The sequence below is a fragment of the Pseudonocardia benzenivorans CB1190 genome (assembly GCF_000196675.2).
GTDB classification, from domain to species: domain Bacteria; phylum Actinomycetota; class Actinomycetes; order Mycobacteriales; family Pseudonocardiaceae; genus Pseudonocardia; species Pseudonocardia benzenivorans.
Window position 1 is genome coordinate 3,394,718 of record NC_015312.1, and the last position, 21,101, is coordinate 3,415,818.

Consider the following 21,101-nt stretch of genomic DNA (forward strand, 5'->3'; position numbering starts at 1 on the left):
GCGTGGTGGGCTCAGGCCCAGGAGATGACGTCGTCGTGGGGGAGCCGGGGGAGCCGGTCGAACCACGGGTTGTCGCCGGGCAGGCCGAGGTTGACCACGAGCAGGGCGCGGTGGCGGCCACCGGGGAAGAACTCCTCGGTGACGGCGTCGGCGTCGAACCCGGCCATCGGGCCGGTGGCCAGCCCGTGGGCGCGCGCCGCGAGCAGGAAGTAGCCTGCCTGTAGGGTCGCGTTGAAGCGGGCCATCGCCTCGCGGCCCTCGACGCCCGCGGCGTCGAAGTTGTCCTTCAGCTCGGGGCGGATCGGGAACGTCCGGTCGGTGAACTCGTGGAACTCGACGTCGGCGGCCAGGAGCGCGACGGCGGGGGCCGTCCGGGTCTTCTCCTGGTTGCCCTCGGCCATCAGCGGCACCAGCCGGGCCTTGCCCTCGTCGGAGCGGACGAACGTGACGCGCAGCGGCTGGGTGTTCGCCGCGGTCGGCGGCCACTTCGCGAGCTCCCAGATCGCGGTCAGGGTCTCGTCCGGCACCGGGACCGGCGCGAACGTGTTCGCTGTGCGGGCCTCGGTGAACAGCAGGGCACGGGCGGCGTCGTCGAGGACGGGGAGCGCAGGAATGTCCTGAAGAGCGGTCATGTCGACTCCAAGGAACCGAGCCGCTACGAAATTCCTAGTAACTACGTGACTCGGGTCACAGGGTGGGTCGATCGGGAACGGGGTCCCGGCGAGCCGCGTGCGCAAGGATCGGGACGTGCCGTCCGACGAGGGCTACCTGCTGGCCAACGCGCACGCGCAGGCCGGGACGCGGTTCGACGCGCTCGCGGAGCTGTTCGACCCCTCGACGTTCCGGCATCTCGACCGGCTCGGCGTCGGGCCCGGGGCCCGCTGCTGGGAGGTCGGGGCCGGCGGTCCGGGCGTCCCCGCGGGGCTCGCCGCCCGCGTCGGAGCGGCCGGGCTCGTCGTCGCGACGGACATCGACACCTCGTGGCTCGCGGGCCTCGACGCGCCGGACGGGCCGGTCCGGATGCTGCGCCACGACGTCGGCCGCGACGAGCCGCCGGGCACGGGGTTCGACCTCGTCCACGCCCGGCTCGTGCTGACCCACGTCCCGCAGCGGGCCCGCGCGGTCGCCTCGATGGTCTCGGCGCTGCGCCCCGGCGGCGTGCTGGTGCTCGAGGAGGCCGACCCCGGGCTGCAGCCGCTGCTGTGTCCCGACGAGTACGGCCCCGAGCAGGAGCTGGCCAACCGGTTGCGGCACGGCTTCCGCACCCTGATGGCCGGCCGCGGCGCCGATCTCGCCTACGGGCGGACGCTCCCGCGGCTGCTGCGCGAACACGGCCTGCACGAGGTCGGGGCCGACGCGTACTTCCCGATCACCGGACCGGCCTGCGTCACCCTCGAGGTCGCCACCGTCGAGCAGATCCGCGACCGGCTCGTCGCGGGGGGCATCGCCACCGCCGCCGAGATCGACGAGCACCTCGGCAACGTCGTCGCCGGGCGGGTCCCGGATCTGGCCACCTCACCGATGGTCACCGCATGGGGCCGTCGCGCCAACTAGCCGTCGGGGGTGCGACGAGCCCGTTGCGGTAGGCGAACGCCACGGCCTGCGCCCGGTCGCGGGCGTCGATCTTGGCCAGCAGGTGGTTCATGTGCGACTTGACCGTGCCCTCCGACACGACGAGCCGGCGCGCGATCTCGGCGTTGGACAACCCTTCGGCGACGAGCGTCAGCACCTCGGCCTCGCGCGCGGTGAGCCCCGCCGGGCGTTGCGGCGCAACGGGAACCGGTTCGGGCCGGCCGCCCGCGAGCGCCTCCAGGAGATGGTGCTGCACCGCGGGGTCGATCGCCGCCCGGTCGTCGAGGACCCGGCGCAGCGCCTCGCGGATCTCCGGGCCGCCCGCGTCCTTGGTGAGGTAGCCGCGGGCGCCGGCCCGCAGCGCGTCGAGGACCGAGCGGTCGTCGGAGTACGTCGTGAGCACGACGACGCGCACCCCCGGCCGGCGTTCGCGCAGCAGCCGGGTCGCCTCGACGCCGTCGCAGCGCGGCATCCGCAGGTCCATCAGCACGACGTCCGGGTCCAGCCGCTCGGCGAGGGCCACGGCCTCGGCGCCGTCGGACGCCGCCCCGACGACCTCCAGCTCCGGCATCAGCCCCAGGACCATCGTCAGCCCCTCGCGCACGACCCGCTGGTCGTCGGCGACGACGACCCGGATCGGCCGCGCGTCGCCACCGTCGCCGCTCACGCGGCCACCTCGGCGCCGACGGGAACCTCCAGCGTGACGCGGAAGCCGTGGCCGGTCGGCCCGGCGTCGAGGGTGCCGCCGAGCAGCTCGGCCCGCTCGCGCATCCCGGTGAGCCCGTACCCGCCACCGCCGGCGGCCCCGGACCCGCCCGCGTTCCCGGACCCGACGTCCTCGACCGTCAGCCGGACCCGGCCACGGCCCGTCCAGTCCAGTCGCATCTCGACCCGGTCGGGCGCGGCGTGCCGGGCGACGTTGGTCAACGCCTCCTGGGCCACGCGGTAGACCGCGAGCCGGGCCTGCGACCCCAGCTCCTGCGGGGTGCCCGTCTCGACGTAGTCGCACGCGACGCCGTGGTCGCGCCCGAAGGCCTCGGCCAGCGCCGGTAGGCGTTCGGGACCGGGCAGGTCGTCGTCGCGCAGGGTGCCGATCGCGCGGCGTGCCTCGTCGAGCCCGGTGCGGCACAGGTGATGGGCCCGCTCGACGGTCGCGCGCAGCCGCGGGTCCGCCGGGTCGCCCTCGACGAGCATCCGGGCCCCCTCGAGCTGCAGCATCAGCCCGGACAACGAGTGCGCGAGCACGTCGTGCATCTCCCTGGCCAGCCGCTGCCGCTCCGCGAGACCCGCCGCCTGCGCCTGCGCCAGCCGGCTCTCGTGCAGCTCCGCGAGCAGCCGCTCGGCCTGCCGGTTCGCCGCGACGAGCCGGTGGGCGAGGTACATCAGCCCGTACAGCGCGGCGAGCGAGCCGAGCACGAGGATCGTCACGTACTGCTGGCCGGTGACGGTCTCGAAGACCTCCAGGCCGACGAACCCGACGACGAGCACCGGCACACCGACCCGGACCGGCAGCAGCCGGGCGACGCACAGCACCGCCAACAGCATCCCCGCCGGTCCGGGACCCGCGGGCTGCACGCACATCAACGCCACCGACGTCGCGACGAGCACCCCGACGAAGCCGAGGTGCGCGGGCGAGCGCGCCGTCGTCGCGTTGCGCCCCAGCACCGCGACGACGAACAGCGCGGTCGAGACCGTGACGAGCAGCGCAGGTCCGCGCAGGCCCAGCCCCGGGGCGGCGTAGTAGGCGGCCACGACGAACAGCACCAGGACCACCGGCGCGAACAGCGTGAGGCGCCGGACGAGCGCCTCCTGGCCCCCGCGGACCTGCTGCAGCCGGGCCACCGCCGGCGCGGTGGCGGACTCGGTCGTCGGCACGCTCCGACCCTACGGCCGCGCGTGCGGCCGGGCATCGACCCTGCGGTGGAGACCGGTCTCCGACCACGGGTGCACCCGGCCCTGCCGCGGAGATCGAACTCCGCGCAGATGTGGCCGACCGGTGCCGAGGCGCAGGGTCGTCACCGACGGGGAGAGCCCCCGGCCGACAGGAGCCCACCATGAGCGAGAACCTCACCGCGCAGCGTGCCGTCCCGACCCCGGCATGGCGGACCGCCGTCCGCCTCGCGACCGCCTACCTGGTCCTGAGCGTGGCCGGCGTGGTGGCGATCGTGCTGCTGCGCAACGACCCCGCTGCCGTCACCCCCGCGGTGTGGATCCGCGGCGTCATCGTCGCGGCGAGCGCGGTGCTCACGTTCGCGTTCGCCCGCCGCGCCGCGGCCGGATCCCGACGGGCCCTCCTGCGGCTGCGGCTGGTCACCGCGATCATGGTCGTCGCGATCGTCGTCGTCGTGGCCGTGCCGGGGGCCTTCCCCGTGTGGCTGAAGATCGAACAGGTCGTGTGCGGTGTCCTGCTGCTCGGCATCGCCATGATCGCCGACGTGCCGGGGGTCCGGCAGACGCTCGACCGCCGCGCGGGATGAGGGCCGTCCGGGGGGTGCGCGGCGGGGGACGACGGGCCACGATGACGACGTGCCCGACGTCCTCGTCCGCCACCGCGCCCTCGGCCGCCCGCCGGGGACGCGGGCGCGCGCCGACGTGCCGCGCGCCGACGCCGACGTCTCCGGGTGCGACGCCCCCGCCGAGGACCGCGCCCCGGCGTGGGTCCGCGGCGTCCTGGACGGGCTCTGACGTCGTGGCGGGCGAGCTGATCGCCTACATCCGTCGGACCGTCGTCGTGGGGGTGGACGGGACGGAGCCCGCGCTGCGTGCCGTCCGCTGGGGTGCGCGCGAGGCCGTCCGCCGCGGAGGGGCGTTGCGGCTGGTCATCGCCACGGTCGCGCCGGTCTTCCAGCCGATGGGCCTCGACCAGGTCGGCCCGTCGCGGGCCCGGGACGCCATCGCGGGCGCCGCGGTCGAGTCGCTCGACGAGGCGGCCGACGTCGCGGCGGACGTGGCGCCCGGTGTCGAGATCGTCCGGCAGGTGCGGGGCGGCTCGGCGCCGGTGGCGCTGCACGCGGAGTCGGAGTGGGCGGGGCTGGTCGTCGTCGGCACCCGCGGGCGGGGGCCGATGCGGACCGTCGTGCTCGGGTCGGTCGCCGCCGCGACGGCCGCGACGGCGCTGTGCCCGGTCGTCGTGGTCCGCGGCGAGATCGAGCCGCGAACCGACCGCGCCGGGGCCGACACCGCCGGGGTCGTGGTGCCCGCCGACGGCTCGGCCGCAGGCCGCCGGGCGACGGCCTTCGCCTACGAGGAAGCCCGGCGGCGGGGGAGCGGGCTGCTCGTCGTGCATGCCGGCTGCGTCGCGGTCCCACCCGACGACCGCATCGCCGGCGGCGACCCACAGGTGCCGATCCGGCACGTCGCCGATCCCGCCGACGCCGAGTCGGCGCTGGTCACCGCGTCCTCGGGGGCGGCACTGCTCGTCGTCGGGGTGCAGCCGCGACGCCGCAGCCTCGGCGGCCCGGCGGGCCGGCTGTGCCGGAGCCTGCTGCGGACGGCGCACTGCCCGGTGGCGGTCGTGCGCACGTCCGCGGGGTGACGGCGACCGCCGCGGAAACGGCGGCCCGGCACGGACCGGCGGCGGCCACGACGTCGGCGTGACCGCGTCCGGCCCGCCGCGTGCGCGCCGGGCCGCGTGGAGCGTGCGGCCCCGGCGTCGCCCCTGCCCTCAGCCCTGGTCGCCCCGCAGGTACGCCCGCCATCCGCCGTACGCGCTGATGTCGTCGGCGCCGCGACGCTGCCCGGCCTGGCACACGAACCCGGGCAGCGCGTCACCCGCGGCGGTCTCGACGCGCCCGATCGCCAACGGCGGCGGCACGCTCGCGACCAGGTCCGCGAAGCCGGCGTCGCTCATGGCCCACACCTCGACCTCCACGGCGACGCCGTCCCCGTCGTCGGTCGCCACCAGTCCCGGCTTGGCGGGTTCCGTGGGCAGGGCGTAGAGCCGGTACTTCGGCGCCGTCGTGGTCTGCTCGAGGAACCGGGCACCGAGCTGCAGCAGCTGCCCGTTCAGCGGCTGCCCCCGCAGGTGCGCGCCGGCCACCGCGACCCGGTGCGGCGTGTCCGGGGTCCCCAGCGGGCGCGGCGGGACGGGATAGGGACCCGGCGCGTCCCCGGTGAACGCGCTGCCGAACTCCACGAGCGCCGCGTCGGCGAACGCGCCGGCGTAGACGGTCACCCCGAACGGCAGCCCGGCGGAGGTGCGTCCCGCCGGCAGGGTGAGGGCGCACAGGTCGAGCAGGTTGCAGAAGTTGTTGTAGGTTCCCAGCCGCTGGTTGACCCCCACCGGATCCGCCGCCACCTCCTCGATCAGCGGGTGCAGCGGGGTCGCGGGCAGCACGAACGCGTCGAACCTCCGGAACTGCTCGGCGGTCCGCCGCCGCAGCTCGACCAGCCGGTGCAGGTCCGCGGCCAGCCGGTGCGCCGGGACCTCGGCGGCCGAGCCGATGATCGCGCGCACCGTCGGGTCCACCTCGTGGGGGTGGGCGGCCAGGAAGGCGCCGACTGCGGCGTAGCGTTCCGCGACCAGGCCGCCCTCGTACAGCAGGGCACCGGCGGCGAGCAGGTCGGCCATGGCGAGCGGCCGCAGGGTGACCCCGCCGGCCCGCAGCCGCTCGACCGTGGCCTCCCACGCCGGGCGGTACTCGTCGGACAGGTCGAGCTCGGCCGGGTCCGGGACGCCGACGGTGCGGACGCGGCCCGGCGGCCGGGCCGGCGGCCGGCGCCCCGGATCGGCCGCGGACGGGTCGCCCGCCCACGCGGCCACGGCGGCGGCGTGCGCGGTGGGCACGGAGCGGGCGAAGACCGACACGCAGTCGAGCGAGGCGCAGGCCGGGACGACCCCGTGGGTGCTGAGCAGCCCGCGGGTGGGCTTGAGCCCGACGATGCCGTTGAACGCCGCCGGCACCCGGCCCGATCCCGCGGTGTCGGTGCCGAGCGCCACGTCGACCTGGTCGAGGGCCACCGCCACGGCCGACCCGGAGCTCGAGCCGCCCGACACGTACCGCGGGTCGACGGCGTTGCGGACGACCCCGTACGGGGACCGGGTCCCGACGAGTCCCGTGGCGAACTGGTCGAGGTTCGTCTTGCCGATCACCACGGCGCCGGCCGCGACCAGCCCTGCCACGGCGGGGGCGTCGCCGGCGGGCAGGTACGCGTAGGCCGGGCACCCCGCCGTCGTCTCGACGCCGGCGACGTCGATGTTGTCCTTCACCGCGACGGTCATGCCCGCGAGCGGCAGCCGCTGCCCGTCGGCCACCCGTCGTTCCACCTCGGTGGCGCTGCGGACGACGGCGTCCTCGTCGCGCAGCGTGATCCAGACCTCCGGCGGGCCGCCGTGGGCGGCCTTCAACGCCCGCAGCGCCCGGTCGACGACCTCACCCATCGAGCGCATCCGGCGGGACCGGCGTCTCCGACACGTGCGCCGACACGATGCGCCACCCTTCGGCCAGCCGGACCCAGGTCTGGGACTGCCTGCCCTCGAAAGGGCGCCCCGGATAGGAGAACAGGGTCGTGACCACGGCGAGATCTGCCCCGAACGTCGCGACGTGGGTCTGCCGGCGTTCGCGGCCCGGCAGTGGCCCCTGCGTCGCCCGCCAGGCGGCCAGCTCGCCGAACCCGCGCTGGCGGTCGGCGACACCGAACCGGATCGTGTCGGGGCTGTCCCAGAACATCGCGTCGAGCGTCGCCGCGTCACCGGCGACCAGCGCGTCCTCGTAGCGTTCGAAGACGGCCAGCACCTCGCTGGTGACGGCCGGGTCGCCCACGTCGGCCGTCCCGATCACGCGGGTCCGTCCGCGGCCGGGTCCAGCACGGCGAGCAGGTCGGCCGAGGCGGCGACCGCCCCGAAGACCCCGCCCTGCATCGTGACCATGTGCAGGGCCGCGGCGTAGTTGCCGACGTCGGTCGCGCCGGTGCAGTCGCGCAGCAGCAGGCACTCGTACCCGCGGTCGTTGGCCTCGCGCATCGTCGTGTGGACGCACACGTCGGTGGTGATGCCGGTGAGGATCAGGTGGGTGATCCCCGCGGTCCGCAGCCGCAGGTCGAGGTCGGTGGCGTAGAAGGCGCCCTTGCCGGGCTTGTCGATCACCCACTCGCCGGCGACGGGGGCGACCTCCGGCACGATCTCCCAGCCCGGCTCCCCGCGGACCAGGATCCGGCCGCACGGCCCGGGGTCGCCGATGCCGGCGCCGATGCTGCGGGACCGCCAGAGCTTGTTCGGCGGGCAGTCCGACAGGTCGGGCACATGCCCTTCCCGGGTGTGGACGACCTGCATGCCGGCCCGGCGCGCCGCCTCCAGCACGGCGACCGTCGGGGCCAGCCCGGCCCGGGTCAGCTGCAGGTCGTAGCCCATCGCGTCGACGTAGCCGCCGGGCCCGCAGAAGTCGGTCTGCCAGTCGATGCACAGCAGCGCCGTGCGGGCGACGTCGAGCGCGCCGTCGTAGGGCCAGGTGTAGGGATCGGCAACGATCTGGTGCGGCGTCGTCATCATCGGCCTCCCGTCGACGTCCTGGTGCTGCGGGCCCGGCGGCCGGCCGCCGGTGCGGCCGTGCCCTCCTGGTGCACGTGCCTGCGGCACGCGTCCTCGTCCTTGCTGGTGTGCTCGTCCATCCGCCTGCCGGCGAGCTCCTCGTCGCCGGCGAGGATGGCCTCGAGGATCGCGGCGTGGTCGTCCCACGAGCCCTCCGCGCGGTCCTCGAGGTCGACGGAGAACATCCAGTCCACCTTGCCGCGGTAGAGCGCGAGGATCTGGACGATCTCGGGGTTCCCGCTGGCCACGGCGACGAGCTCGTGGAACCGGGAGACCAGCTCGGGGATGGCCTTGTAGCGGCGTTCGTCGACCGCCCGGCTGCCGCGTTCGACCAGCCGCACCAGCTGGGCCGCGGCGGGCCCGCCGCGGGCGCGGGCCGCGAGCCGCGCGGCCATGACCTCCAGCCCCCGCCGGACCTCCATGGCCTGCAGGGCCCGCTCGGCCGAGGGCATGGTCACCGTCGCGCCCCGGTACCGGGTGAGGGTCAGGTAGCCCTCGCTCTCCAGCTTCTGCAGCGCCTCCCGCACGGGTACCCGGGACACCCCGTGATCCTGGGCGATCTCGTCCTCGCGGATGCGCCGTCCGGGCTTGATCGCACCGGTGATCACCTGCTCGCGGATCGAGTCGGCGATCAGGTCGCGCAGCGGCTTGGGGGAGTGCGTCGCGTCCGGCTCCGCCGGCGGCGCCGCAGGCCGGTCCCCGATCACGACGCGACCCGGTAGACGACGGTGACCGGACCGCCACCGGGCGGGCCCTGGTGCTCCGCGCCACCGGACACGTAGATGGCGCTGTCGCCGACGAGACCTGCCAGCAGCCCCCCGACGGCCGCGCGGGCGTGCCGGGTCGAGGACAGGTCGGAGTCGGTGAGCATGGTGTGGCGCCTGCCGCGGATCGAGCCCGACGGGTCGGCCTCGGCCTTCGCGAGGACCTGCACGACCTCACCCCCGTCGGCGCTGACCCGGTCGAGCAGGTCGAGGACCGTCCGGGCGTCCATCGCGTCGCGCATGACACCGTGCACGGCGCGCAGCGGACCGTGCGCCGCGGGTGAGTTCCCGAGGACGAGGATGTGGCAGTCGTCGAGCTCGGCGCCGGAGCTGATCGACGCCACCGACGACCAGACGTCGGCCTCGCCCCGCAGCGCCGCCGCCGCGTCCGGCTCGCTGATCTCACCGAGTGCGACGGCGACACCGAGCGCGCTCGCCGCCCGCGACATCGCCATGGAACGCAGCGTGTCACGGGTCGCGGGCTCGACGCCGTCGGCGAGGCAGCGGCTGATCGACTCCGTCGTCAGCAGGGGGCACTTGACCAGGACGAGGTGGACGTCGCCCGGCTCGAGCGCGGCGTCCGCACAGAGCTCGCGGACGCGGGCGGCGACGGCCCGGACCTGTCCGGCGCGCCCGAGGTCGGCGATCGGGATCGACGCGGTGCGGCCGACGGCGGCGACGAGCGCGCCCTCGGGGGCCGCGGGCCGGTCGGTGCCGACGAACGCGGAGGCGTGGGGGCTCAGCACGCCCTCGGTCCCACCCGAGAACACCGTGACGGCGTCGGCGGGCAGCACGGCGTCCCAGGTGTGGTCGGCCAGCGTGCGGCTGAAGTCGTTGACGCAGCCGTTGCCCTCGGTCTTCGCGACGAGCGCCACCACGTCCGCGGTCGAGTAGCCGGCGTCGGCGAGGGTCTTCACGAGTGCGGTGTCGTCGGGGCTGCTGGTCGTGCGCTTGACGATGTCGACGACGGTCACCGCGACACGTCCGACTGCCGGCGGAGCTGGGGTACTGCGGTCACTGAACGGTCACCTTTCCGGCGAACTCCGGGTACTCGAACGGCGTCGTGGCGATGACGTCACCGATGTTGTCGCCCGTGGCGGTCGCCAATGTCAACTCGTTGAGGAAGGTCGGTGACCCTCCTTCGATCTTGGTGCGCACGGCCTGCGCGACGAGCAGGCCGCTCTGCGCGGCGGAGTGGAACGACGTCGCCGCGAGGTAGGGCGTCCTGAGCCAGGTCAGCATCTCCTCGTCGCAGTCGCTGCTGACGTGCACGACGTCGGACTTCTTGATCGACTGCAGGTACTGCGCGACGCCGTCGCCCATGGAGGCGGCGTAGGTGAGGATCCCGGTGGCGTCCGGGTGGGCCTGCAGGCCGCTCTGCACGATGTTCGTGGCCTTCGTGCGGTCGTAGAAGCCCTGCTCGCGCACGGCGACGGTGAAGCCGCTGCCGGCGAGCGACTCGTCGAGGCCGGCGTCGATGAGCTCGGTGTACTGCTGACCGAGGATCGCCTGGACGACGATCAGCTTCCCGGGTCTGGCGTGGGCCTTGATGTACTCGCCCATGTCCCGGCCCTTCTGGGTCCAGTCGGCCCAGGCGATCGCCGTGGCGGGAGCGTCGGCGGTCTTCGTCGGCCACTGGGCGATACCGCAGGGTATGCCCTTGCCCGCGCACAGCTTGGCGGCGTTGGCCGCGGTGTCGGCGTTGACCGGCAGGACGACGAGCCCGGCGATCCCCGCGGACACGAGGTTCTGGATGCTCGTGAGCTCCGTGGTGCTGTTGGCGTTGTTGACCGCGATCCGCGCGTCGTAGCCGCCGCCCTTCAGCGCCTGGTAGACGCCCTCGGCGACGTAGGAGGAGTAGGCGTTCGCGACGTTGAGCGAGATGCCGATGACCTTCGTGCCGCCGCCTCCGCTGCCGGTCGCCGTCGACGGGCCGTCCGGGGAACCGCAGGCCTGGACCAGGCCGGTCAGCCCGAGCGCGCCCAGCGCGGTGCCCGCGGCGCCGAGCCGCAGGAACCTGCGGCGCTCGAGGGAGGCGGCGAGCAGAGCGGACGGGCCCGCGGTGCGGCGGCCGGGAATGGGCATGACGAACTCCTTCGGGGTGGGGTGGTGCCTCGGTCGTCGCGAGGACGGGGAGCGTGCGGGTCGCCGCTGCGCGGCGCGGTGTCAGCGGCGCGGTGTACGCGTCGTGCTGTTTCCGGTCGCGGGGGACAGCAACCTCCGTCTCGTGCGCGCCGTGTCGGTGCTGCGCCTGCCGCGCTTGTACGACGCGGCGGCCATCGTGACGGCGAAGATCAGGACGGCGCCGGTGACGAAGTCCTTCCACGACCCGCCGATGTTCAGGAACACCAGCGAGGCCGAGATGACGCCGAACAGCAGCGTCCCGAGCAGCCCGCCGATCATCGAGCCACGGCCGCCGGTGAGGGCGGCTCCGCCGAGCACCACGGCGGCGATGCAGGACAGCTCCAGCCCGGCGCCGGAGGTGGGGTCGCCCGCGCTGAGCCGCGCGAGCTGGACGATGCCGGCCAGCCCGACCAGCAGGCCGTTGACGACGAAGAGCGTCACCTTGATCCGCTTGGTGGGCAGGCCCGCGAGGAAGGCGGTCTGCTCGGAGGAGCCCACCGCGAACACCTGCCTGCCGAACCGGGTGGAGTGCAGGACGACGGCACCGACCACGCAGACGGCGAGGAAGATCACCGCGAGCGCGGGCAGGCCCAGCCACGTCGCGAAACCGAGGTTGCCCAGCACGCTGGCCACGCTGATCGGCCGGTTCTGCGACAGGATCAGCGCCAGCGACGAGAAGAAGCCCAGCCCGCCGACCGTGAGGATGAACGAGGGAACGCCCACGTGGGCGACCAGCAGGCCCCACAGGAGCCCGACCCCCGTACCGACGACCAGCAGCGTCACCGCGACGACCACCGGCGACCAGCCGTGGGTGTACATCCAGGCCCCGAGCACGCTGGTGAACGACACCATGCTGCCGACCGACAGGTCGACCTCGCCGCCGATGATCAGGAACGTCTGCCCGACCACCAGGATGCCCAGCACCGCGCTCTGCACCAGGATGTTGTCGATGTTGTCGCCGGTGAGGAACGACGCGTTGTGCGAGTTCGTGAAGAGCGACAACGCGATGATCACGACGACCAGCGGCAGCGCCGACCGCAGGAGGTCGTTCGGCCCGCCCCGCCGCGTCAGGATCGACCTGCGCGGACCGGCGGGCGGCTCGGCGAGTGCTCCTGCGGTGACCTGCTCTTCCGAGACCGTCATGCCGACCGCCCCTCCATCTCGATCTGCATGACCCGGTGCGGGTCGGCCTCGTGGCCCGGGAGCTCGGCGACGACGCGGCCGTCGCACACCACCAGGACCCGGTCGGCGAGTGCGTGGATCTCCTCGAAGTCGGAGGAGACGATGAGGACGGCGGCGCCGTCGGCCGCGGCGGCCAGCAGCAGCCGGTAGATCTCGACCTTCGCCGCGACGTCGACGCCGGCGGTCGGTTCGTCGAGCACGAGCACCCTGCTGCGCACCGCCAACCAGCGGCCGAGGACGACCTTCTGCTGGTTGCCGCCCGAGAGCGTCTGCACCCGCTGCCGGACGTCGGCGACGCGGATGCCGAGCCGGTGGACCTGCTCGGCGGCCCGGCGCCGGTCCTCGCGCCGCCGGAGCAGGACACGCCGTGACGTCGCCCGGTCGCCCAGCGCGACGTTCTCGGTGACCGAGTGCTCCAGCAGCACCCCCGCGTGCTTGCGATCGGCCGGCAGGAACGCCACGCCGCACCTCGCGTGGTCGCGCCGCGTCCGGGGCGGGCGGGTCCGCGCGGCACCGGTCGCGTGGGTGATCCGGCCGGCCGACGGCCCGCGGGCACCCGCGACGAGCTGCGCCACCTCGGACGCGCCGCTGCCGAGTGGACCGGTGAGCGCGACGACCTCGCCGGCGTGCATCGTCAGGCTCACGCCGTTGACGGTCCGGCCGAGGTGGATGTTCTCGACCTCGACCAGCGGCTCGCCGCGCACGACGACGGGCAGGCCCGCGCGGACCGCGGCCCGCGACACGTCCACGGACTGGCCGAAGATCATGGCGGTGAGCTGGTCGGGGCGGGTGCCGGCCGCGGGGACCGTGCCGGCGACGGCCCCGTCGCGCATCACCGTGACGCGATCGGCGATCGCGTAGACCTCGTCGAGGTGGTGGGAGATGAACACGATCCCCACCCCGCGCCCGGCGAGCGTGCGCACGATGTCGAACAGCACGCGCACCTCGTCGCCCTGCAGCGACGCCGTCGGCTCGTCGAGGACCAGCACCGTCGCGCCGGCGGACAGGGCCCGCGCGAGCGCGACGAGCTGCGCCTCGGCGGCGTTCAGGTCCGCCGCCGAGCGCCCCGGGTCGAGGCCGATGCCCAGCTCGTCGAGCAGTGCGCGGGCGGCCCGCTCCGTGCGTCGCCTGCCGACGAGCCCGAGCGGACCGGTGGGCACCCGGTCGAGCAGGACGTTCTCCGCGACCGACAGGTGCGCCGCGATCTGGCGCTCCTGGTGCAGGACCCGCAGCCCCAGCGCCCGCGCCGCCTGCGGGGTGTGCCGGCCGAGTGCGACGCCGCCGATGTGGACGGTGCCGGCGTCGGGCGCCAGTGCGCCGCAGGCGATCTTCATCAGCGTCGACTTGCCGGCTCCGTTCTCGCCGAGCAGCGCGTGCACCTCGCCGGAGGCCACCGTGAAGCTCGCGTCGCGCAGGGCACGGACCCCGGGGAACGACTTCGTGACGCGGTCGAGCCGCAGCACGTCCCCGTGGGCGTCGCCCGGCTGCAGGATGTCGCTCACTCCGCGGATCCGAATGCGCTCTCCATCTTCTGCAGCAGGTAGGCGCCCGACGTCGTCGGTGCGTACTTGGCGGGCTTGCCCGGCCCCTGGCACGACGGCAGGCACTCGATGTCGGCCGACCAGTTCGGCTGGTGGAAGAAGGCCAGCGACACCCGGGGCTTGCGGGCCATCTCACCGGTCGGCGCCAGCACCCGGTGCTTGGTGGAGACCCACTCGTCGTTGGTCCAGACGGCCATCAGGTCGCCGATGTTGACGACGAACCCGCCCTCGACGACCGGGACGTCGATCCAGTCGCCCGCCTTGTCGAAGACCTGCAGACCGCCGCAGTTGTCCTGGTAGAGGATCGTCAGCGTGCCCCAGTCGCTGTGCGGGCCCTTGCGGTACTGGTCGGGCAGCGGGTCGGTGTCGACCGGCGGGTACCAGTTCGCGGTGAGGTTCGAGCTGTGGATGTCGACGAAGGGGGTGAAGAACTCCTCGTCGAGCCCGAGCCCGAGGGCGCAGAGCCGCATGAGGTCGGCGGAGAGGTCGGAGACCTGCCGGTAGTACTCGAGCCAGGTCTCCTTGAACCCCGCCGGCCGCTCGGGCCAGACGTTGGGCCGCGACCAGACGTCGTAGGCGTCACCCAGGCCGGCGACCTCGGCGACACCCGGTTCGCCGAGCTGGTTCATCGTGAACAGCTCGCAGAGGTCCGGCGAGGTCGTGATGTCCTCGGCGGCGGAGACCGAACCGGCGCGGGCGAAGATGCCGCGCAGCGTCGGGTCGTCCGGGGGGACCAGCAGGGCCGCCTTCTCCGCGTCGGGGGTGGAGAAGAGGTCGACGGTGACGTCGTGCATGCGCTGGATCAGCGAGAGATCCACGCCGTGCCCGACGATCCCGAAGAACCCGGACTCGCGGCATGCGGTGTCGATGGCCCGGGCGATCTCGCGGCGGCGCGCGGGCGATCCGTCACGGCCGTCGACGTCGACGACCGGAACGAATCCTCCGACGACCGTGGGGTCTTCCGTCGTGCCGGGCGGGTGCGCCGTCATGGTGGACACTCCTTCGCGGGTACTCGCGGTGAGGCGATCTCGTATACGAACTTCGGATACGAGAGTTGCGGCGGGGTGTTTCGCGAGGGGTGTCGTGGTGTTGCCGGCACGTTGCGCCGCGTTACGTTTCGGTTGGGCGGACGCGGCCGGCCGCTCGCGTCCGCATGTACATCCGCGGCCCCATGGCGCAGAGTGCGGGGAGTCGGGGTGCGCAGTGTCAAGCGGACAGCGAACCAGCCGTCAGGAGGCGTCATGTTCGGCGACGAGATCGTGCTCGGCCCACTGCCCAAGGGCATCACGCTCGCGAAGGAGGGCATGCAGAAGCGGGTGTGGAACGTGCTCGGGCACACCTACCTCATGAAGGCGGCCAGTGAGTCGAGCTTCGCGTTCGAGACCTTCGACCCGCCCGGCACCGGCGTGCCACCGCACGTGCACCCCACCCAGGACGAGCACATCTACGTCCTCGACGGGGTGTTCACCCTCTACCTCGACGGGCAGTGGGAGACGGCAGGTCCCGGGGACACCGTCCGGATGCCGCGCAACCTCCCGCACGCCTACTACAACCGCGGCGAGGCACCGACCCGCGCGCTGTTCTGGGTGAGCCCGGCCGGCCGGCTCGCCGAGCTGTTCGACAAGCTCCACGACCTCACCGACCCGGACGAGGTGGTGCGCCTGTCCGCCGAGTGCGACGTGCAGTTCCTGCCGCCCGGCTCGGTGGAGGGGGCCTGAGTCAGCGGTTGACCTGCTCGGCGGAGGCGCCGGTCAGCTGCGCGTAGGCGGTCACGACGGCCTCGAGCTCGGCGGCGTCGATCACGTCCTCCAGCCGGGAGAAGCCGTCGGGCGCGCGCCGCTCGACCTCGTCGATGACGCCTTCCGGCCCGCCCACCCGGTTGCGCAGGACCACCTCGGCGGTGGCGGCCAGCTGTTCGTCCTCGTACGCCGCGAGTGCCCGCTGCGGGTCGGCGTGCCCGGTGAGGCACGCGCCCAGGGCGGCCGCGTCGAGGACGGCCTGGCCCGCGCCGTTGGAGCCCATCGGGTACATCGGGTGGGCGGCGTCGCCGAGCAGGGTCACCCGCCCGTGCGTCCAGCGGGGCAGCGGGTCGCGGTCGCACATGGGGAACTCGAAGGCCTCGCGGGTCGCCCGGACGAGACCGACGTGGTCGACGTGCGGGAGGCGGAAGCGGTCGACGTGCCGTTCCAGGTCGGCCCGGTCGGCCGGGCGCGACCAGTCCTGCCGGTCCGGCGGGGGGTCACCCGGTCGGCCGGTGCGGATGCAGATGGCCCAGTTGGTGAGCTTCGTGCCCGGCCGCAGGCCTTCGCCGATCGGGTAGACGACCAGCTTCGCCGCGGTCCCGCCGGCTACGAGCATGGACCGGCCCGCCCCGAACTCCGGCCAGTCGGTGGCGCCGCGCCACATCATGACGCCGTTCCACCGCGGCGGGCCCTCGTCGGGGAACAGCAGCGACCGCACCGTCGAGTGGATCCCGTCGGCGGCGACGAGGACGTCACCGCCCGCCTCGTCGGACCGGCCGGCGAACCGCAGCCGCACCCCGTCCGCGTCCTGCTCGACGCCGACCACCCGGTGCCCGGTCCGGACCGCGTCGGCACCGAGCCGCTCGCGCACCGCCCGCAGCAGCACCCCCTGCAGCCGGCCCCGGTGCAGCGAGAACTGCGGAAGGGCGAACCCCGCGTCGAGCCCGCAGGGCCTGCGCAGGATCTCCTGCCCCAACCGGTGCCGGTAGGACAGCTCGGTGGTCCGGATCGCCACCGCGTCCAGCCGGTCGAGCAGGCCCAGCGCCGCGAGCTCCTTGACCGCGTGCGGCAGCACGTTGATCCCGACCCCGAGCTCGCGCAGCTGCTCGCCCTGCTCGTAGACGTCGCAGTCGATCCCTTCCCGGTGCAGGCGCAGGGCGGTGGTCAGCCCACCGATCCCGGCTCCCGCGATGACGACCCTCATGTCGGCCCCCCGTGCCCGATCACCCCAGGATGGACCGGGACGGTCACCGCACACCACCCGGTTGTGCCGTCGTCCGGCGCAGCGGGCCGCCGCACAACCGGGCCGATCGGCCCGTTCGGCCCGGTGCCGGGAACGGTAGCCTGGCCCGCCCACGGCCGTGCCTTCATCCACCCGCTCGCTTCCGCGATCGGCACGTCACGCGGCCGCCCACGGGGCGGCCGGGTTGAGAGGTGCGCCATGACCGTCACGCTCCTGCGGGCCGACGGTGCCCGCGAGCACCTGTCCGACGACGTTCTCGACGAGCTCGACGCGGCCCTGCGCGGGACCGTCGTGCTCGGCGGCACCGACCCGGGTGCGCCCGAGCCGTGCCCGGAGTGGAACGCCATGTACGGCGACCCCGCCGCGCTGACGGCGCGGTGCACCGGGACCGCGGACGTCGTCGAGGCGGTGCGCTTCGCCCGCGAACGGGGGCTGCTGGTCGGCGTCCGGGCGGGCGGCCACTCCGTCGCGGGGCTGTCGAGCGTCCCCGACGGCCTGCTGATCGACCTGTCGGGCATGCGCGGCGTGATGGTCGACCCGCAGCGCAGGCTGGCGAGGGTGCAGGGCGGGGCGCTCCTCGGCGACGTCGACCGGGAGACCCAGGCCTTCGGACTGGCGACACCGCTCGGGCGGGTGTCCGAGACCGGGGTCGCCGGGTTGACGCTGGGCGGCGGCTACGGCCACCTGAACGCGAAGTACGGCCTGTCCTGCGACAACCTCGTCGAGGCACAGGTGGTGTGTGCCGACGGCAGCGTGCGGACCGCGTCCGAGACCGACGACGCCGACCTGTTCTGGGCGATCCGCGGCGGCGGCGGCAACTTCGGCGTCGTCACCTCCTTCACGTTTCGGCTGCACCCGGTCGGCCCGATCGTCGCGTTCGCCGGCGTCATGTACCCCCTGGAGGACCTCGGCACGGTCGAGCGCAGCTGGCGCGAGTACGCCGCCGCCGCACCGGACGAGGTCACCACGTTCGTCGTGACGATGACCTTCCCGGCGGCCCCCGGCATGCCCGAAATCATCCACGACCGGCCCGTCGCGATCGTCGCCGCGGTCCACTGCGGACCCGACCCGGACGAGGGGATGCGGGTGCTGCAGCCACTGCGCGAGCTCGGCACACCGTTGTTCGACCTGTCCCAGCCGATGCCCTACGCGGTCGTCCAGGCCTCGTTCGACCCCTTCTTCCCCCGGGGCGCGCTGCGGGCCTACTGGAAGTCCCAGTACCTCGACGAGCTCTCCGACGACGCGATCGACACCCTCGCCCGGCGCGCGGCGGACCGGCCCGGTCCGATCACCCTGGTCAACACGTTCCGGCTGGGCGGCGCCGTACACGCCGTGGACCCGGAGGCCACCGCGTTCGCCGAACGGACCTCGCCGTGGATGGTCTCGTTCGACACGATGTGGAGCGACCCGGAGCAGGACGAGGCCGCGATCGCGTGGGGCCGGTCGGCCTGGGAGGAGATGACGAAGTACGGCAACGGCCGGGTGTTCCTGAACTTCACCGGTAGGCAGGACGAGCCCCTGCAGGCCGGCACCGACACCGCGTTCGGCCGCAACCTGCGTCGCCTCGGCCGGATCAAGGCCGACCTCGACCCGGACAACTTCTTCCAGATGAACAACAACATCATCCCGACCCCCGGCTGACGACGCCGCACCGCCGCGGCCGGCGCCACCGTGCGCCGGCCGCGGCGCCGCACGTCCCGGAGCCGCCCGCGGGGGGGATCCGACGCGCGTCCTGTCGAGCGCCTCCCGCTGCAACGGGGTGAGGCGTCCGGCGTCGTCGAGCGGATGCGTACCGACGAGCCGCGGTCGCGCGGGTTGGACCGGAGTTGGAGCCGCGCCTGCGACGGTGTCGCCACCGACATCGGGAGGACACCGTGACCGTGTACATCGAGGACCTCGTCGCCGTGCTCGAGGCGGCGGGGGAGCGGGCCGTGCTGCGCCGCGACGACGTCGACACCACCGGCTCCGAGCTGCTGGCCACGATCCGGCGGACGGCGCGGGCACTCGACCGCCTCGGCGTCGGCCGCGGTGACCTCGTCGCGCTGCTGGCCCCGAACCGCCCGGAGGCGCTCGCCGTGCGGTACGCGGCCCACGTGATCGGGGCCGGCGCGGTGTTCCTGTCGACGCCGACGGCTGGTACCGCACCGGGGACCTCGGCGAGCTCGACGCCGAGGGCATGCTGCGGGTGCTCGGCCGCGAGTCCGACATCGGCGCGCCGGACGGGGTCGCCACGGTGGACCTGCAGGACACGCTGTGCCGGCTGCCGTCGGTGCGGTACGCGGTACTGGTCACCGACCCGGAGCGGGACGTGCGCATCGCCGCGGTCGAGGCTCGGCAGGGCATGACCGTCGACGGCGAGTCGTGTCGTGTCGCGGTGTCCGCCGCGCACGGGCCGGAGGTGGCGGGGTCGCTGCACGTCCTGCCCGTCGACCGTGTCCCCCTCACCGAGCAGGGCAAGCCGGACCGTCCCGCGATCCGGGCCGCGGCGCTCACCGGCTGCGCGTGAGGCGGCGTCGGCGCGGTCAGGACGGCGGGCACCAGGCCTGCAGCCGGTCGGCGGCGCGGGCCACCCGGGTCGCGGGCGTCAGGCGGAGCACGGTGTCCCGGGCGACCCCCGTCAGCCGGCCGCGCGCCTGGGCGACACTGCCGATCTGCCGTGAGCGGCGGGCGATCTTGGCCGTTCGTGCTCGCCGCGTCGTGTCGTAGCGGGCCAGCGCGGCGTCGATCCCCGGTTCGCGGGCCACGAGCGCGGCGAGGGTGACGGCGTCCTCCAGCGCCTGGTTGCCGCCCTGCCCGAGGTCGGGCGTCATCGCGTGCGCGGCGTCGCCCCCGAGCGCGACCCGGCCGTGGACCAGTGTGGACAGCGGCGCGGCCAGGTCGAGGATGTCGTTGCGGCGGACGGCATCCGCGCGGCGGCGTGCACCAGCGCGGGGATCGGCTCGTGCCGGCCACCGAACCGGCGGATCAGCTCGGCCCGCTCGTCGGGCACCCGCCAGTCGGCCGGTGCCGACGCGGTGGCGTACCAGTAGACGCGCCCGTCGGGCATCGGGGCGATCCCGAACCGCCCGCCACGCCCGAGCGTCTCCCCGGCCGCGGGGGTCTCGAACGGACCGTCGGTCACGCCGCGCCAGTCGGTGTAGCCCGCATAGCGGATGCCGGGGTCCTCCGGCCAGGTACGTCTGATCGCACTGCCGACGCCGTCGGCGCCGATCACGAGGTCGAACTCGGTGGTCTCACCGGTGTCGGTCACGACCGTCGCCGAGTGGACGGGCGTGTCGACCCGCGTGACGGTGGCCGGACGAACCGGCGGGGCGGCGGTGGTGAGGATGCGGTGCAGCTCGGCGCGGTGGACGACGACGAACTCCGGTCCGGTGTCGTCGGCGGCGCCGAGCAGCCAGCGCCCGTCGGGCGTGCGCAGCCCGGACGGGACGGCCAGGTGTGCCGAGCGCACGTACCGCGTCGCCGGGCTCGACCTGGTCCAACGCGCGAAGTCCGTTGCTGAACAGCGAGATCCCGGCACCGGCGGGGGCGCTGCCGGATCGCTCCGGACGAACCCCGTGGCCTGCTGTACGGCGATCCCGACCACTCGTCGAAGGAGATCGCCGAGACGCTGTTCATCACAGGCTGGACCTGGCGAGGTGCGCGATCAGGGCCGGGCTGGTCGAGCCCTGACGCCGGTCGCGCCCTCGGGGGCGACCGCGCGACCGGCTACGGGAACGGGCGCGCCCGAGATCGGGTGCTGGACCCGATGGCGGCGCCGACACCCACGTCCCGACCTGAGCACCACGACCCGGCCGGTGGACGTCGAGGACCGTGGAGAGGGGGAGCGGCATGCCGATGTGGCTCGTCCGGCTCCTGCTGGCCGCCGTCCTCGGTGTCGCCGTGGCCGTCACGCTCTCCGCGGCGCCTGCTGCTGGCGGGCGGACCAGGGGTGGCGGATCAGCCGATGCCGGGACGGGCCGGGATCCCGACCGCGGCGCGCCGGCACATCGCGAGTTGCCCGGCGGGGCGGACCGGTACCGCGCTTGCCGCGGCGGGTGCGCCGTACTCGGCGAGCAGAGCCTGGTCGGCTGCATGCCCCGCGGCGTCGACGAGCTGTTCCGGCCCGACGTCCGACCGCAACGATCCTGCGCGCAGCCGCAGCGAGTACGTCCAGACACGCATCGACCCCGTGCCGACCCCGGGACGGGCGTCGGGCGCAGGGATGAGGTCGAGTTCCAGGCTCGCCGGCACGTGGATCGCGATCGCGGCGAGTGCGACGGCCTCGGCGTGCGCGAGGTCGGCATGAACGGCGAGGCGCAGCCGCAGCAGCGCCGGGATCACTGCCACCTCATGCCCTCCAGCCGGCCGCGAACCGGGTGGGCCGGCTGCTGTGCCGCCCCGCTGCGGGCAGGTCGCGAGCCGTCC

The 21,101-nt window shown here is 74.4% G+C and carries 23 protein-coding genes and 1 pseudogene; 8 read left to right on the forward strand and 16 right to left on the reverse strand.

Annotation, left to right across the window (positions count from 1 at the left end):
* Positions 1–11: 11 nt before the first annotated feature.
* On the reverse strand, positions 12–632 hold the full coding sequence (locus PSED_RS16000) for a malonic semialdehyde reductase (protein ID WP_013675294.1): 621 nt from the start codon (positions 630–632) through the stop codon (positions 12–14).
* Positions 633–747: 115 nt separating this feature from the next.
* On the opposite strand from PSED_RS16000, the gene PSED_RS16005 reads away from it, so the two are divergent.
* The gene (locus PSED_RS16005) at positions 748–1,554 is read left to right on the forward strand and encodes a methyltransferase domain-containing protein (RefSeq protein WP_013675295.1); all 807 of its coding nucleotides are present in this window, start codon (positions 748–750) and stop codon (positions 1,552–1,554) included.
* Here the strand turns inward: PSED_RS16005 and PSED_RS16010 are convergent.
* Together PSED_RS16010 and PSED_RS16015 are read right to left on the reverse strand one after the other, a co-directional pair.
* A complete protein-coding gene (locus tag PSED_RS16010; protein ID WP_013675296.1) occupies positions 1,526–2,239 on the reverse strand; it encodes a response regulator in 714 nt (237 codons plus the stop codon). The genes PSED_RS16005 and PSED_RS16010 overlap by 29 nt on opposite strands.
* Positions 2,236–3,447 carry a sensor histidine kinase gene (locus PSED_RS16015; RefSeq protein WP_013675297.1) on the reverse strand — a complete coding sequence of 404 codons (1,212 nt, stop codon included), beginning with the start codon at positions 3,445–3,447 and terminating at the stop codon, positions 2,236–2,238. The genes PSED_RS16010 and PSED_RS16015 overlap by 4 nt, the downstream gene beginning before the upstream one ends.
* A gap of 179 nt (positions 3,448–3,626) precedes the next feature.
* Here PSED_RS16015 and PSED_RS16020 point away from each other — a divergent pair, with 179 nt between their 5' ends.
* The 3 genes from PSED_RS16020 to PSED_RS16030 are packed head-to-tail and all read left to right on the forward strand — an operon-like array spanning position 3,627 to position 5,107.
* The gene (locus PSED_RS16020) at positions 3,627–4,049 is read left to right on the forward strand and encodes a hypothetical protein (protein ID WP_013675298.1); all 423 of its coding nucleotides are present in this window, start codon (positions 3,627–3,629) and stop codon (positions 4,047–4,049) included.
* A 49-nt stretch (positions 4,050–4,098) separates the two neighbouring features.
* Positions 4,099–4,257: a hypothetical protein gene (locus PSED_RS16025; RefSeq protein WP_013675299.1), complete on the forward strand. Its 159-nt coding sequence runs from the start codon at positions 4,099–4,101 to the stop codon at positions 4,255–4,257.
* A gap of 4 nt (positions 4,258–4,261) precedes the next feature.
* Positions 4,262–5,107 carry a universal stress protein gene (locus PSED_RS16030; RefSeq protein WP_013675300.1) on the forward strand — a complete coding sequence of 282 codons (846 nt, stop codon included), beginning with the start codon at positions 4,262–4,264 and terminating at the stop codon, positions 5,105–5,107.
* Between the two features lie 129 nt (positions 5,108–5,236).
* Here PSED_RS16030 and atzF read toward each other — a convergent pair whose 3' ends face one another.
* The 9 genes from atzF to PSED_RS16075 form a co-directional block, all read right to left on the reverse strand.
* Positions 5,237–6,952: an allophanate hydrolase gene (gene atzF, locus PSED_RS16035; protein ID WP_013675301.1), complete on the reverse strand. Its 1,716-nt coding sequence runs from the start codon at positions 6,950–6,952 to the stop codon at positions 5,237–5,239.
* Positions 6,945–7,352, reverse strand: a complete 408-nt coding sequence (locus tag PSED_RS16040; RefSeq protein WP_013675302.1) for an AtzH-like domain-containing protein — start codon at positions 7,350–7,352, stop codon at positions 6,945–6,947. The genes atzF and PSED_RS16040 overlap by 8 nt, the downstream gene beginning before the upstream one ends.
* Entirely contained in the window at positions 7,349–8,056 is a 708-nt protein-coding gene (gene biuH, locus PSED_RS16045; protein WP_013675303.1) for a biuret amidohydrolase, read from the reverse strand. The genes PSED_RS16040 and biuH overlap by 4 nt, the downstream gene beginning before the upstream one ends.
* Complete coding sequence (locus tag PSED_RS16050) at positions 8,056–8,805, reverse strand: GntR family transcriptional regulator (protein WP_013675304.1); 750 nt, start codon at positions 8,803–8,805, stop codon at positions 8,056–8,058. The genes biuH and PSED_RS16050 overlap by 1 nt, the downstream gene beginning before the upstream one ends.
* A complete protein-coding gene (atzD, locus tag PSED_RS16055) occupies positions 8,802–9,836 on the reverse strand; it encodes a cyanuric acid amidohydrolase (protein ID WP_013675305.1) in 1,035 nt (344 codons plus the stop codon). Before atzD ends, PSED_RS16050 begins: the two co-directional genes overlap by 4 nt.
* Before the next feature lie 40 nt (positions 9,837–9,876).
* Positions 9,877–10,947, reverse strand: a complete 1,071-nt coding sequence (locus PSED_RS16060) for a sugar ABC transporter substrate-binding protein (protein ID WP_013675306.1) — start codon at positions 10,945–10,947, stop codon at positions 9,877–9,879.
* Between the two features lie 81 nt (positions 10,948–11,028).
* Positions 11,029–12,129 carry an ABC transporter permease gene (locus PSED_RS16065; RefSeq protein WP_013675307.1) on the reverse strand — a complete coding sequence of 367 codons (1,101 nt, stop codon included), beginning with the start codon at positions 12,127–12,129 and terminating at the stop codon, positions 11,029–11,031.
* Positions 12,126–13,670 carry a sugar ABC transporter ATP-binding protein gene (locus PSED_RS16070; protein WP_013675308.1) on the reverse strand — a complete coding sequence of 515 codons (1,545 nt, stop codon included), beginning with the start codon at positions 13,668–13,670 and terminating at the stop codon, positions 12,126–12,128. Before PSED_RS16070 ends, PSED_RS16065 begins: the two co-directional genes overlap by 4 nt.
* Positions 13,667–14,698, reverse strand: coding sequence for an isopenicillin N synthase family dioxygenase (locus tag PSED_RS16075; RefSeq protein WP_013675309.1), 1,032 nt, complete (start codon positions 14,696–14,698; stop codon positions 13,667–13,669). Before PSED_RS16075 ends, PSED_RS16070 begins: the two co-directional genes overlap by 4 nt.
* Positions 14,699–14,950: 252 nt before the next feature.
* On the opposite strand from PSED_RS16075, the gene PSED_RS16080 reads away from it, so the two are divergent.
* Positions 14,951–15,427: a cupin domain-containing protein gene (locus PSED_RS16080; protein WP_013675310.1), complete on the forward strand. Its 477-nt coding sequence runs from the start codon at positions 14,951–14,953 to the stop codon at positions 15,425–15,427.
* Position 15,428: 1 nt separating this feature from the next.
* Here PSED_RS16080 and PSED_RS16085 read toward each other — a convergent pair whose 3' ends face one another.
* Positions 15,429–16,655 (reverse strand): flavin-dependent oxidoreductase, encoded by a 1,227-nt coding sequence (locus tag PSED_RS16085; protein ID WP_013675311.1) that lies wholly within the window; start codon positions 16,653–16,655, stop codon positions 15,429–15,431.
* Between the two features lie 237 nt (positions 16,656–16,892).
* Here PSED_RS16085 and PSED_RS16090 point away from each other — a divergent pair, with 237 nt between their 5' ends.
* The 3 genes and pseudogenes from PSED_RS16090 (at position 16,893) to PSED_RS16095 (ending at position 19,200) form a co-directional block, all read left to right on the forward strand.
* Positions 16,893–18,335, forward strand: coding sequence for an FAD-binding oxidoreductase (locus tag PSED_RS16090; protein ID WP_013675312.1), 1,443 nt, complete (start codon positions 16,893–16,895; stop codon positions 18,333–18,335).
* A 290-nt stretch (positions 18,336–18,625) separates the two neighbouring features.
* Positions 18,626–18,805: pseudogene (locus PSED_RS35660) on the forward strand (AMP-binding protein); the annotation flags it as partial.
* 65 nt (positions 18,806–18,870) lie between these two features.
* Positions 18,871–19,200: a class I adenylate-forming enzyme family protein gene (locus PSED_RS16095; RefSeq protein ID WP_041759713.1), complete on the forward strand. Its 330-nt coding sequence runs from the start codon at positions 18,871–18,873 to the stop codon at positions 19,198–19,200.
* 16 nt (positions 19,201–19,216) lie between these two features.
* Here PSED_RS16095 and PSED_RS16100 read toward each other — a convergent pair whose 3' ends face one another.
* The 3 genes from PSED_RS16100 to PSED_RS16110 all read right to left on the reverse strand — a co-directional run bounded on the left by PSED_RS16100 (position 19,217) and on the right by PSED_RS16110 (position 21,023).
* Positions 19,217–19,504 (reverse strand): flavin-dependent monooxygenase, encoded by a 288-nt coding sequence (locus PSED_RS16100; RefSeq protein WP_049803424.1) that lies wholly within the window; start codon positions 19,502–19,504, stop codon positions 19,217–19,219.
* Complete coding sequence (locus tag PSED_RS16105) at positions 19,501–20,145, reverse strand: flavin-dependent monooxygenase (RefSeq protein ID WP_049803425.1); 645 nt, start codon at positions 20,143–20,145, stop codon at positions 19,501–19,503. Before PSED_RS16105 ends, PSED_RS16100 begins: the two co-directional genes overlap by 4 nt.
* A gap of 488 nt (positions 20,146–20,633) precedes the next feature.
* Positions 20,634–21,023 carry a hypothetical protein gene (locus PSED_RS16110; RefSeq protein ID WP_013675313.1) on the reverse strand — a complete coding sequence of 130 codons (390 nt, stop codon included), beginning with the start codon at positions 21,021–21,023 and terminating at the stop codon, positions 20,634–20,636.
* Positions 21,024–21,101 lie beyond the last annotated feature (78 nt).